The organism is Nocardia sp. NPDC051321 (assembly GCF_044455225.1).
Taxonomy (GTDB): domain Bacteria; phylum Actinomycetota; class Actinomycetes; order Mycobacteriales; family Mycobacteriaceae; genus Nocardia.
Genome location: NZ_JBITEM010000001.1, coordinates 382419 through 395300 on the forward strand (window position 1 = coordinate 382419; position 12882 = coordinate 395300).

Below are 12882 nucleotides of genomic sequence, written 5' to 3' on the forward strand. Positions count from 1 at the left end.
CGACCCGAGTCCGTTCAGGCTGTCTCGTCGAGCGCCTCGACCGGTCTCGAGTCGACGGCCAGCGCGTGTATCAGTATGACGACCAACAACACGCCTGCCCCGGATATCACGGTCACCCATCGGGGGCCGAGGGCGTCGATGAGCGGGATGGCGACAAGGTAGGCAAGGGAACTCGCCGCGAACGGAATGGACATGGTGACGCCGCTGACCGTGCCGAGCATGTGCTCAGGGGTGGCGGACTGGACGACGAGGTCGGTCGCGACATTGCCGATCCCGTTGCCGGTACCTGCCACCGCCTGAGACACGAAGGCGGTGCCCAACCATGGCGCCACGCCCAGGGTCACCGCGCCCAGCCCGAACAGTCCTTCCCCGATGCGCCATACCCGCAGTGGGTTTCGAATCCGGACGCGGCCGAGGAAGATTGCCGGGCCGAGTAGCATTCCGACGCCGTAGACCCCGATGAGGGCGCCGTAGGACCAGGTGGGTCCGTGCAGCTCATCTCGCGCGAGGAATACCAAGGACGCGGTGGTCATCGAGGCGAACGAGACCACCAAGAACAGTCCGAGCGCCACCGAGCCGAGTGCCCGGTTACTGAGTAGTTCCCGGAAGCCGACGAGCAAGGTGCGTCCGTATCCGACCCGATGCTCTTCGGCACGCGGCGTCGCCGGGAGGTCGAGGCGGACTATGAGCGCAATAGAGGCGAGGAAAGTCAACGCGTCGACCAGCACGACCGCGCGCGTATCGACAACGGCGAGCAGCGCGCCGCCGAGCAGTGGGCCCGCCGCGAAGCCGGCATTGAAGCAAATCGCCATCGCCGCGAAGGCTTTCGGCAATTCCTCGCCCGCGACCATAGCGGGAATGGATCGCCGCCCGGCAGGCAAGAACAGCGTGTTCAGCAGAGTCGCCAGGGCGATGATCGGAATGTTCACCGCGAGGTTGAACGGAATCAGCGCCACCGTAAAAAACAGAACCGCTTGACCGAGGTCGGTCAGCACCATGATCTTCTTCGCGGAGTACATATCGGCCAACGCCCCCGCGAACGGACCGATGAGGCGGGGCAGCGACAGTGCGAGCAGAACCATGCTGGTGGCCAGCGGCCCCTCCGGCGCGGCCAGCACGACCAAGGCCACCTGGGCGATCTGGTCGCCCGCGAAGGACATCACCCGAGCGAGCCAGAACCGCCGGAAGTCCGGGCGGGCCGGTAGAAAGCTCATGAGCGTCTCCGTGGTGTCAAGCCATACTCGCGAGGATTTTCTCGAGCATGGCGATGGTCGTTCGCGGATTCAGGATGGCGAGTCTCGCGACCGTCTCCGCCTCCCAGGTCGTCGGGGCGACAAAGCCTTCCTGCCGCTCCAGCAGGCCTTCCGACCAGGCCTGATAGTCCTGCTTTCGCCAGCCAAGGCGGCGGACCAAAACGACGGACAGCTCCGGCGGCCGCACCAGCTCCAGGTACGGCGTCGAGTCCACAAGTGCCGCAAGTTCTTCGGCGGTTCGCAGACTGGTCTGCACGGCAGCCTGAAAGGCGTCGGTCCCATAGACCGCGAGTGCGAACCACAACGGAAGCCCGCGAGGTCGCCGCGTGCTGTGGTAGGCGAAGTCACTCGGATTCCACTCCAGGTACTCGGCTTCGTGGATCACGTCGAAGTAGGCGGCCCGCTGGGTGTGCACGGCGCGGGCCGACTCCGGCCGACGGTATATCAGCGCACTGCAGTCATAGGGACTGAACAGCCACTTGTGCGGATCTACGACCAACGAGTCCGCCCGCTCGATCCCGGCGAACAGCGCTCGGGAATCCGGATCGAAGAGCGCCGCTCCGCCGCCGTATGCCGCGTCGACATGGAACCAGATACCAGAGCGCGACGTGATGTTCGCGATCCCTGTCAGGTCATCGACCAGCCCGGCGTTGGGGGTGCCTGCAGTCGCGACGACAGCCGCCGGTGGCACCGCGCACTCCCGCAGCGCATCCTGCAGTCCGGCGGCCGTCAGTCGATGGCTCGGCGTGCTGACGATGATCGGCCGGGCGCCGATTATCCGAATGGCATGCAGCACAGAAGGATGCGCCTGGTCACTGACGGCGATACCCACCTGCTGGGAATCGTCCAGACCGAGTCGCAGGCGAGCGGTGTCCCTGGCCACCACCAGTGCGGACAGATTGGCCACCGAACCACCGCTGAGAAAGCATCCCCCCGCGGTTTCCGGCAGTCCCGCGCGCGCGGCCAGCAGGCTCAACACCTGGTTTTCCGCGGCCACCGCGCCCGACGCGCCGAGCCATGTGACGCCACGCAGGGCCACACTGGAGACCACCATGTCGAAGAGCGTGGCGGCCTGACTCGGCGCTCCCTGGAAGAACGCGAGAAACGTCGGATTGTCCATCGCGACGAAGGTCGGCTCCAGTACCTCTTGGTAGATTCGCAGCACGTCCCGGGGGTCACGTCCGGTTGCGCCGATCACGCCCTCCAGCGCTGCCGCCAGCTCCGACCGGCCGCCCGGACTTCCCAGCGGCCGAGGCCCGTTCGCCATTCGCTGCCGCACCAGTTCGAGCATCAACTGGACGAAATCCTCAGCATAGGTGTGCAGTTCCAGCGGAAAATCCGACCGTGCGGGGGCGTCGGCCGGGCGGGTCACCGACCACTTCTCAGAGGACATGGACACTTCCCTGGGCCGCTCCGAGGGACGGGGTCACGTTCAGGCCGAGGGTCGAATTACACCGCCGGATTGCTCCGGCGAACCTCCGGCCGATGGCGAAAACTCCAGTCTGCGTTGAGTATTCGGAAAACGCCACACTATCCGGGCCGGGACTGGCCAGGTGCGCGATCGGTGGTGGCACCACCCGCTGCACCACCCAGCGACCCGTTCCCGCAACGGCGTCCTCGATGGCTTGCTCCCAGGCGCGCTGCTCGGTGACCGGGCCGAAGATCAAACCTTCGCCGCAACAGCCGTCGGCAGGCTTCAACACGGACGTGGTTCGCTGCCGGACGATCGTATCGGCAACCTCGTCGAGCATTCTGGTCCAGGGCAGAGCGGCGTTGATTCGTCGAGCCGCCGAGGACGCGAGGCGATCAGACCCCGCCGCCTCGGAGAGCATCGCCAGCATTGCCTTGTCCAGGAAGACATCTCCCCCTCTTTTGCCGATTAGCGAGACCGAGTCACGGCACACATGCTCCATCAGCTGCCGCCAGAGATCGTCTTTGACACCCGCGGAGCCGTCGCTCTCATCGAAGAAGCGATAGATGGCATCGACTCGCCTCCCGTCATATCTGATGTGCTCGCCTTCCAGGTCGAGGTCCTCGACCGCCGCGGCCACGGCGGTGATGCCGAACCGGCCCAGCGCGTCGACGAGGCCGCGGTACGAGTGCGGCGGCATGTTGTCGTCCTCGTGTCCCCAGTACCCGATCACCATCAGGCACGACCGGTCCACACGGTCGACCTCGGCCAGATGCTCGGCCAGTGCCCGCACGGTATCGACATGGGACGCGCCCGCGCGGCGCAGATACGCCGCGGCCGCGGGCCATGCGCCGTACATCCGCGCGAGCACAGTGCCCATTGCCAAACCGCCCAGTGGTGTCCCCGCGTTGAGCTCCACGAACCAGGGACTACCCGTGCTGTCGAAGACCACGTCGGGTCGCGCGATGCGCGCCCAGTCCTGACCCGAGGCGATGCCGTGCAGATCCCGCCGTGGCAGCCGGAGCGCTTCGCAGATCCGGCCTGGATCGTGCTGGAACTTCTCCCGAAGCACGGTGTCGATCCCATCGAAGATCGCGGTCAGGGCTGTTTGCAAGGCAGCGAGGGTGCCGCGGGAGAGGAACTGCGGAGTCAGCACGAACGGCCAGGTATCGAGTGGCACACCCAACTCGGCCATCTCTGCCAGTGCGGCTCCGGGCCGGGACGGGTCGATGTTGAAATAGTGCTGTGCGTCTGCCCGATGGTCCTTCAGCCAGCGATTGAAGTCGGCCTCGTGGTCGGTGGCTGCCGGGCGCGGCTCCTGGTCACCCGGCACGAGAAAGCTCATTGGCGTCACCGGCTCCGAATTGGTCGAGCATCACTCGGCGCAGGTGTCTGCGAGGGTCGCAGAAACCGCTGCGGGAGTGGTACATTCGCCAGTTGTCCCACACCAGGAGCGCGCCTCGGGCGATCTTGACGGCGTGGCAGGCCTGCTCGAAGAAGCGGAGCCCGCGGTCCCGGTATTCGGTCAAGAGCGGGTCATCCACATACTCGCCGCCAAGCCCTCGGCAGCGCATCTCCCGGCCGGAGTAGCGCAATACGGTTCCCCACGGCGTGCGCTCAGCGATCGGGTGGTACGCGGCCCTTTGCACCCCCTCGGCCGTCAGGCTCGCGGGTGAGCGCCATTCGAACTCACGCGCCTCCAGTGCCGCCCGCTCCTCCGGCGTGAAGGTCCGCAGCAACTCGTACCCATCGGTGAGAGTTGTCTCCCCGCCCGGTCCGTGTGCTGGAACAACCGCCCAGAGCGCGATGTAGCGCGGCGGCAAGCCAGCGAACTCGAAGAGCTCGGTGTGCGGAACCAGTGGCTTCATGTTCAGCGCGGAGACTTCGAACTCCTGCATCTGCGGATCCGGCTTGATGTCCCGGACGAGTTCACCTTGATACTGCGGTACCGGGATACCGATGAGCGACAGCAGCGACAGGTGGTCGAAATCGTTCGGAATACCGTCGACGTAGGCGTACCCGTCCGCGCCGATCATGTCGATTATTTCCGCGGCCGAGGCTGCCGGTCCGGCTCTGAAGGTCAGGGTGTTTGTCACGCTGGAACTACTCATCGGTCGGTGCCGCCTCGGTGTTGTCATGTCGCATCACAGCAGTTCGGTCGGAAGTGCAAGGCGGGCAAGGCGATACGGCAAGGTGACCGCTTTGCCGCTCAGTTCGAACAGCACCCCTGCCGCGTGTAGCGCCGACGCGGCCGTCCCGGGTGGCACGACTCCAGGACGGTGCAACCGTTCGAAGAGCGCGAGTTGGTCCGGATCGTCAAGGACGGTCTCGACGTCGGTGCCTGAACGTCCGTCGTAGATGACCACGAACCCGGGTCCGCGCCGGTAATAGAACTGGCAGTGCCGGTGCTGTGCGCGCCATGCCGTCGGCGGGAGTCCGGACTCGAGGTACAACGGCGGCGCCAGGTGGTACAGCGGGGACAGCACGGCCGGCGCAGCGTCGCAGGTCCACCGTATGGACTCACCCCGGGCGGTCATGTCGCGCAAAGTTCTTACGAAGGCGAGGAACTCGTCGGTGTGGTGCACATTGATGTGGACCAAGGTTCCGGGTGTTGTTTGTGCTGGGAGCATGTGGCCTACCGATCGGTCACGGACTTGATGCTTGGGCGTTGGGTAGGCAGCGACACGACTCGGCCCCCCTCGTGGAACACCAGGCCCTGGCGCTCCCACTCGTCGACGAGGCCACCGGCTATCTGCGGGGTAAGCCCGGTCGCGCGGGCGGCGCCCGCGATGGTGTGCGGCGTGCGCAGATGCCGGAACAGCTCCGCCGCCGGCCCCGCTTCGATCTTCAGATCGCGTGCAGGCCAACCTGTTCGGCGGTCCTCGATGATCAATGTGCGGTCCGGCAGTTCCCGTGCCACCAGGCTGCTCGCTCGGTACACCTGTTGCCACGAAGCGATCGCGGTCCGGACTGTGCGCTCGTAGTCGGTGCCGATGCCGCACTGCGTCGCGTCGAACTGGTACGCGATGTCCTCGAGCTGGTCGCGGTCCAGGTCGTATACGTGGTCGTACAGGGCGGCTGGACGACGTTCCTGGAATCCCAGCTCAGGGCGCTGGAAGTACGGGCTGTATCGCTCGAGCAGGATCCGCACGCTGCCGCCCGGTGGCTGCAGGTGGGCGAGTGCCGGAAGTTGGTGTAGGACAACGGCGTAGTCGTCCTCGGTTTCCCCCGGGAAGCCGTAGAGATAGTTCCAATCGACCGTCACGTCATGGTCTTCGCAGTCGCGCAGCAGCTTGACGTTCTGGGTAGCGTGCACACCCTTTTCCATAATGGAGAGCACTCGGGAGCTGAGGTTCTCGATGCCGGGCTGAATATGTACCAGCCCGGCACGGCGTAGTAGCCGGATGTCGTCCTCGCGTAGGTTTGCCTTCACCTCGTAGTAGAAGTGCAGGTCCCAATTCAGCTCCGCAAGGCGCGGCAGGAGCGTGCGCAGGTATTCCATGTCGAGGATGTTGTCGACGGCCACGATGTCAAGCACCCGGTGCCTGTCGACCAGATCGTGCAGGTGGGTCAGGACCTGCTCGGCAGGCCTGGAACGGAATTTCATGGTGAGCCCGTTGAGTCCGCAGAACGTGCAGGTGTGCTTCTCGCCCCACCAGCAACCTCGGGCCGCCTCGTACACGAGTCGGGGCCGGACCGTGTCGCGTAACGGGCTGGCGTTCAGCGCGGCGAACCATTCGGTGTAGTCGGGTGCTGGGACCGTGTGCATAGCGGGCGACGGTGCGGGTGGGTTGGTGACGGTGGTGCCGTTCGAAGCGCGCCACGACAGTCCGCGCACTTCACTCATCGGCAGCTCACCGTCGAGGTGGTCGAGGAAATCCACGAAGGACTGTTCCGCTTCGCCGCTCATCACGTAGTCGATGAACGGGTAGTTGCGGTGAATGGCAGGCCCCATCGGCATGTCGCAATTGCCGCCGCCGATGATGACGGTCGTTTGTGGCCGGAGTCGCTTGAGCTCCTTGGCCAATGCCAGCGACGGTATGTTCTGCTGGAAGGTACTGCTGAAGCCGACCAGGTCCGGCGCTTCCTCGGCGATCCGCTTGGCGTGTAGTTCGATGAACGCCCTGGTGTGCTCGGCCATCTCCAAGGACGCGCCCGGGTGCACCCCGCGCCGTTTCAGATAGGCCTCGTAACGGTCGCGCCGCCAGTCGGGCGTGCGGTAGAGGGCGGGTGTGAAGATCCAGTCACCCATGCCGTGCCAGACCCCGACGTTGGCCACGTAATCGTATTCGGGTACTCCGATGCGACCGTCTGTGGCGCTGCGCAAATACTCGGCCCACGCCAGGTTGAGATAGGCATCGCTGACCTCGTGCGTGCCGCGGCACCGCTGGGCGGAGACGACCCGCAGCGTAGCCACCGGCAGCGACGGAGTCTCCAGCAGATTCCAGGGCATCGAGACCAGTAGTACTTTCACAGCTGTCTCCTCTCGTGGTCCGTTATCTCCACCCGTTGCTGGCCGCTGGGTCGTATCCCAAGCGCAGCGCGCAGGCTTGGACCTCGCTGCTGTCGATAATCGGCGCGAGCACGGCATGGCGCCTGCGCCACCGGCCCGGTTCCGGTCGCTGGCTCGCCATCATTACCCCCGCCCGCGCCGGTTGCCGGGCCCGCAGGTGGCACTGCCGAAGGATCGCGTCGATGGTCGCCTGCCGGGTGGCCTCGCCCATGATGTCTTCGGCCCGCACGCGCAGCGCGGGCAGCGCGGTAGCTTCGATCGCGTCGAGGATGTGCGTGTGCGCGGCACTCCACTGTTTCGCGCACACCCAGGGCAGTGGCCGGTCGACCAGGTCCCGCCAGCCGGGCGGTAAGTCGAAGTTCCACCACTTCGTTGTCCAGCCTGCTGCTCGTGAATAGCCGGGTATGCGCAGCTCGGCACGCGCACTCAGGTTGTAGGAGAAGAAACCTCGGTCGAGCCAGCCGTCGATCAAGCCGTTCACCGCGGCCGCCGGGTTTCGGACCAGGTGGATGACGGTCAGTTCGGACCCGGGGAGCAAGTACGGCAACGCGGCGAGCCGGTAGGCATCCATGGACGCCTTGAGCAACAGCGGGCGCTCCAGATCGGCCGGGCCGGGTAGCGCGGCGAGGCTCGGCACCAGGAAGGGTGGCGCCTCCACGGTCTGGGCGAGTCCTGGCGGTGGGCCCGCGGGCGGCGTCAGCCTGCGAAACGCGGCAGCGACGATCATCGGGTCCGTGTCGAAATACCAAGGGTCGATCGGCCAACCGGTCATCCGTAGCGCGTGCACGGTCGTCATCAGCAGCTGGGATCGGCTCACGGCCCCCTGCCGCAGTCGCCGCGCGATCGCGTCGTACGCGATCTCCCATGTGGTCTCGACGGACATCGGGCAGTGCGGCCACTGCTGGGCGAGCACCCGTACGAATCGGTCCGCAAGTGTCGCGGGATCCCAGTCCCTGGGGTGGATCAGGATCGGCTCGGGTCCGGTCGTGACATTCGCCGCGAGGTCGGCATGGAAGGCGGCCAGGTCGGCGCGGTCGGTGATCGAACCGTCGTGGACGTCCGCGCTATCCGGCAAGCCGAGCCCGTGCAGCTTGTAAAGCACGCTGTGCTCGCCGCCCAGACTGAGGAAGGCTCCGGTGGAGCGCAGCAGTTCATACAGCAGGCTGCTGCCGCCTCGCGAGGAGGCGACGATGACGACCGCGCGCCGGAAGGTCGGCAGGCCGTGCCGCCCCTCCCGGCCGAGTGGGAAGCGGGCACGTACCGCGCGACAGTAGGTGACGTGGTCGGTGCCGGGTTGGGTGGCGGCAGGCTGGACGGTCTCAGTAGACATAGCCACGACCCGGTGCCGCGCTCGTAAGCCGCTGCGGCGGATCGGTCAAAGTGCCGGGTTTCCAACACATCACGTCGTCACCCCAACCGCACCGGCAAGCTGGCGATACCCCGGATGCTCGCGGTCTCCCGGCGGACCGGGCGGGCGGCTAGCGTCGCGTGCGGATGCTCCGTCAGGAACGTCTCGAGCACAACGGCACCCAGCTCTATGGAGAGGTTGGCGCCCAGACATGTGTGCGGGCCTCGACCGAAGCCGAGGTGCGGGTTCGGTGTTCGGGTCAAAGTCAAACGGTCCGGGTCAGCGAAGGTTGCCGGGTCCCGGTTGGCTGCCCCGACCAGTGCCAGTACGGTCGCGCCGCGCGGCACCTCGATACCGGCTAATTCCAGGTCTCGGATGGCGAGCCGCTTTGTCACCTGCACCGGGCTGTCGTACCGGATGACCTCGTCGACCGCGGTGGCGCGCGCGCTCTTGGCGGCCAGCAGCCGTTCCCGGTGTTTTTCGAATGTGTCGCGTTCGACCAGCAGATGGAGGAGGAGATTCTCGACGAGTCCGCTGATGGAAGAGTATCCGGCGTGCAGAACCACCCGCACCGTATTCGCGAGGACGTCGTGCGGATAGGCCGCGACACTCCCGAGCAGGGTACTGAAGAACGCGGAATCTTGATACTTGTCCAGCCATGAGTCGGTGAGTTCGGACAGTTCGCGTCTGGCGGCCAGGCTGGGTTCCAGTGCCTCGGGCCGGAACCCGTAGTCCATTCCGCAGATGAGGCGGTCGCTGACCTCGGCGAACCACGCCGGATCCGGTTGCCGGACGCCGAGCACGGCGCATATCACCCGCAGGGACAACGGCCTGGAGAACTCCTTGATGAGATCGACCGGCCGGTCGGCGCGGGTTGAGCCGGAAAGTGTCTGAACAACGATGTCGGTGAGGCTGCCGACGGTGGCAGCCATTGCGGACAGCCCGGCATGGACCGAGGCTGCGATCGCCTTCCGCAGCGCCGTGCTTTCCGGCGGATCGATCAGCTGAATACTCTTCCTGATGGCCGGGAACTCCTTGGCGAGCCGACTCGGATCGGTGGCGTAATCGGCCGCGTTTCGAAGTACCTCGACACATTCGGCATGGCGGGTCAGCAGGTACGCGTCGAGATGCTCGTCGCGGATCACCGGCGCAGTGTCACGCATCTGGGAATACAATACGTATGGGTCGTCCAGCCATTTCGGTGACAACGGCTCGAATTTCAAATGTCCCCCGTTCGTATGCCTCTGCGTTGGCCGGTGCCACCCGACGACACGGTGCAGTCGGGTGGCGCTGGCAAAACTAATTCAGTGACCGTATTCCACGCCATTCACCTCCTTTGAGATCCAATCTCGCGCGCCATTATGGTGCGACCGTGAGGTATTCGAAAGAATTGTTGGCGCTGGGATATTTCAGCAGATTATGCTGTTACTCGAGGTCGGCTGCGACCCGCGGCTCGCGCGCTTCGACGGCACGATTCGCGGTACTGCAATCTTTCCTCGCACATCGAGATGATGCCGTTTACGTGCGTGAATAATTCGGCCACCCCGCCGCGATCGGCACCGTAGTCATGTACTGCAACGCGCCCCCTTGCTTACCGGCCTATCGAATCATCCGGTCGATCTTGTCACGGCTGTACAGTGCTGGTCGCGCGCCCGACCATTGGGCTGATGAGCACGCTGAATTGGATCTGATTGATCGGATAGATGTTGGCTCCACTATGTAACCTCTGGCACTACATGTCAAGCAAGTTGAACGCGTTGGATTTATTTTCCGAACGTACTCGGTTCGCTAACTATTTACATCGAGATGCGGGCGTCGAGGCGCAGTACGGTGCGCGAAGGCGGTAGCAAAGAGTCGGCACACAATTGAGTGAAATTTGGTGACTTGTCATTTCGGTGGCGATGCCGCATAAGGTCCACGGCAACCCTGCGTGAGCAGACCCCAGGCGCCTACGCTGCGCACCGGCAAACCTCCCGCGCTCTTCCGCGTCCCGGCATCCAGCGAGAATCCGAACTTTGCAGGTACTTTGCGGCAGGGCCCGCGGGGTAGCGTGGCGAACGTGTCGCAGCGGGAACTTATCGTCCTCGGGACTGCCAGCCAGGTGCCGACCAAGCAGCGCAATCACAATGGGTATCTGCTGCGGTGGGAGGACGAGGGGGTGCTGTTCGATCCGGGGGAGGGGACGCAGCGCCAGATGACCTACGCCGGGGTTTCGGCGACCGACATCACGCGGATCGCGATCACCCACTTCCACGGGGATCATAGCCTCGGGCTGGCCGGTGTGGTCCAGCGAATCAATCTCGACCAGGTGCCGCATCCGGTCGACGTGTGCTTCCCCGCCTCGGGTGCCGAATATTACGACCGGCTCGTCAACGCCACCTCGTACTACCGGCGGGCCGAATTGCGCCCTCGCCCTATTGATCGCGCGGGCCCGGTGGACTTCCCCGGCGCGCCGTTCGCCGTCTCGGCGGTGCGGCTCTCGCACCCCGTCGACACCTTCGGGTACCGGCTCACCGAACCACCCGGCCGCCGCATACTGCCAGACCGCCTACGTGCCTACGGACTGAGCGGTCCGATCATCACTCGGCTACAACAGCAGGGTCACCTCGAAATATCCGGCCGCACCGTCACTCTCGACGAGGTCAGCGCCCCGCGCCCCGGCCAGAGCTTCGCCTTCGTGATGGACACCCGCCTCTGCGACGGCGTCCGCAAACTCGCCGCCGACGCCGACATGCTCGTCATCGAGGCCACTTTTCTCGACGCCGACGCGCACCTCGCGGCCGAGTACGGCCACCTCACCGCGGGCCAAGCGGCCCGCGTCGCCGCCGACGCGCACACACGCACGCTAGTTCTCACGCACTTTTCCCAGCGCTACCGCGACCTGTCCGACCACCTCGCCGAAGCCAGGCGACACTTCACCGGCGCCATCCACGTAGCCACCGACCTCGCCCGAATCCCGCTGCCGCCCAGGCGATAACATCCTCCCCCCGAACGTCCGCCGCACCACCACCCTTTTGGTCAACTGCCCGACATTTTCCAGGAGGATGCCGACACGTTGCACAGCTTGAACAGTCGGAATTCCGGTACACCCGTACGACTCGGTACGCTGTCTCGGACGCCCCCATAGCCCAATTGGCAGAGGCAGTGGACTTAAAATCCATCGAGTGTCGGTTCGAGTCCGACTGGGGGCACGTACAACATCCACAAATGGCAGGTCAGACCGATGATCGGGCGGGTCTGCTGTAGGTGTGCTGTCGCCGATAGTCGCGGCCGCATGGGCGACGGCCGCGACGATCGGCCGATGCTGCCGCGGCCGGCACGAGTCAGCAGCCGTGTCAGGACTCATCGATGATGGAACTGTCCTGCGGGACGCTGTCGGCACGAAGCCGGTGTTCACGCCTCTCGAGTGGGACAGCTTTGTCTGAGGTGTACGTGCCTTGGAGTTTGTCAGGTGATGCCTGGTTTCGTCCGTCATTGTGAGTCTGGCCCACTTTTGGTGCTTAACCGGTTGTCAGGTGCCCGACGTGCATCTCCTTGGCTCGCGGATGAGCGGGAGATAGAGGCCACCCAATTATCTTGACGCGACAATAATATGGACACGAATCATATTCATGCTAGAGTGCTGGCGTGGGTTCCTAAGGGGGGGCCTTCTGGCGAATTTGCCTGTGGCTCAGGCCAATTCGATTTCATTTGATTGCTCGATAATCTGCGCACGGGGGCGTTCATGCGTATTCGCAGCTCAAAGGCAGGACTTTTCGGATTGCTGATTTGCGTGATGGTCAGCGCGATAGGTAGCGGCACCGCCGCTGCCGAACCGCTAGCGGATAAGTCACGGGAGACCACCACCGACGACGGCTGGCAGATCCGGATCAGCAAAACCGACGAAAACCTCGACAGATACCCAAATCTCGCCGCCACACCGTTCACCAGGGAAGGATTCGTCAGCCTCAAAGCGATCACCGACATCGACGGCACGGGTACCGCACCGGTGAACACCGGAACGATCTCACTTGGTTATCAGATCGGCTGCCAAGTCGACGTAACCAACGGTCTGACAATCGGATTGGCTATCGGCCCGAACATCAGCATCGGCATTACCACTCTTGGTGTGGGCGGTAGTGCCAGCATCGCACCGACGGTGAACCTTAAACCCGGCACCATCACCACCATTCCGTTCGCCACCAAGCCCTTGGCCGGACCCCATGGCTCGATCACCTCCGACCAGGTCCACCTCAAAATCGACGGCTGTATGGGCCCGGTGAGCCTGCGCTCCTACGCACAAGTCAACATCTCCACCCCCACCGCGGACAACTCCCTGGCCGTCTACGGCGACCCGATCTACCTGTGAGACAACCGA

Annotated in this window: 10 protein-coding genes and 1 tRNA gene; 3 read left to right on the plus strand and 8 right to left on the minus strand. The window is 64.7% G+C overall.

Features of this window, described 5'->3' with window-relative positions; translation table 11 throughout:
- Positions 1 to 14: 14 nt before the first annotated feature.
- The 8 genes from ACIA8C_RS01740 to ACIA8C_RS01775 form a co-directional block, all read right to left on the minus strand.
- Positions 15 to 1214 carry an MFS transporter gene (locus tag ACIA8C_RS01740; protein WP_397130330.1) on the minus strand — a complete coding sequence of 400 codons (1200 nt, stop codon included), beginning with the start codon at positions 1212 to 1214 and terminating at the stop codon, positions 15 to 17.
- 16 nt (positions 1215 to 1230) lie between these two features.
- Complete coding sequence (locus tag ACIA8C_RS01745) at positions 1231 to 2646, minus strand: pyridoxal phosphate-dependent decarboxylase family protein (RefSeq protein WP_397130331.1); 1416 nt, start codon at positions 2644 to 2646, stop codon at positions 1231 to 1233.
- Positions 2636 to 4009, minus strand: a complete 1374-nt coding sequence (locus ACIA8C_RS01750) for a hypothetical protein (RefSeq protein ID WP_397130332.1) — start codon at positions 4007 to 4009, stop codon at positions 2636 to 2638. The genes ACIA8C_RS01745 and ACIA8C_RS01750 overlap by 11 nt, the downstream gene beginning before the upstream one ends.
- Complete coding sequence (locus ACIA8C_RS01755; RefSeq protein WP_397130333.1) at positions 3987 to 4775, minus strand: TauD/TfdA family dioxygenase; 789 nt, start codon at positions 4773 to 4775, stop codon at positions 3987 to 3989. The genes ACIA8C_RS01750 and ACIA8C_RS01755 overlap by 23 nt, the downstream gene beginning before the upstream one ends.
- Positions 4776 to 4808: 33 nt before the next feature.
- Complete coding sequence (locus ACIA8C_RS01760; RefSeq protein ID WP_397130334.1) at positions 4809 to 5294, minus strand: DUF5825 family protein; 486 nt, start codon at positions 5292 to 5294, stop codon at positions 4809 to 4811.
- A 5-nt stretch (positions 5295 to 5299) separates the two neighbouring features.
- Positions 5300 to 7138 carry a RiPP maturation radical SAM C-methyltransferase gene (locus ACIA8C_RS01765; RefSeq protein WP_397130335.1) on the minus strand — a complete coding sequence of 613 codons (1839 nt, stop codon included), beginning with the start codon at positions 7136 to 7138 and terminating at the stop codon, positions 5300 to 5302.
- 22 nt (positions 7139 to 7160) lie between these two features.
- On the minus strand, positions 7161 to 8507 hold the full coding sequence (locus ACIA8C_RS01770; RefSeq protein WP_397130336.1) for a hypothetical protein: 1347 nt from the start codon (positions 8505 to 8507) through the stop codon (positions 7161 to 7163).
- A 77-nt stretch (positions 8508 to 8584) separates the two neighbouring features.
- Positions 8585 to 9688 (minus strand): cytochrome P450, encoded by a 1104-nt coding sequence (locus tag ACIA8C_RS01775; RefSeq protein WP_397130337.1) that lies wholly within the window; start codon positions 9686 to 9688, stop codon positions 8585 to 8587.
- Positions 9689 to 10584: 896 nt separating this feature from the next.
- Between ACIA8C_RS01775 and ACIA8C_RS01780 the strand changes: the two genes are divergently transcribed.
- The 3 genes from ACIA8C_RS01780 to ACIA8C_RS01790 all read left to right on the plus strand — a co-directional run bounded on the left by ACIA8C_RS01780 (position 10585) and on the right by ACIA8C_RS01790 (position 12873).
- Positions 10585 to 11502 (plus strand): ribonuclease Z, encoded by a 918-nt coding sequence (locus tag ACIA8C_RS01780; protein ID WP_397130338.1) that lies wholly within the window; start codon positions 10585 to 10587, stop codon positions 11500 to 11502.
- A gap of 140 nt (positions 11503 to 11642) precedes the next feature.
- A tRNA-Leu gene (locus ACIA8C_RS01785) sits at positions 11643 to 11716 on the plus strand.
- A gap of 533 nt (positions 11717 to 12249) precedes the next feature.
- Positions 12250 to 12873 (plus strand): MspA family porin, encoded by a 624-nt coding sequence (locus ACIA8C_RS01790; protein ID WP_397130339.1) that lies wholly within the window; start codon positions 12250 to 12252, stop codon positions 12871 to 12873.
- Positions 12874 to 12882 lie beyond the last annotated feature (9 nt).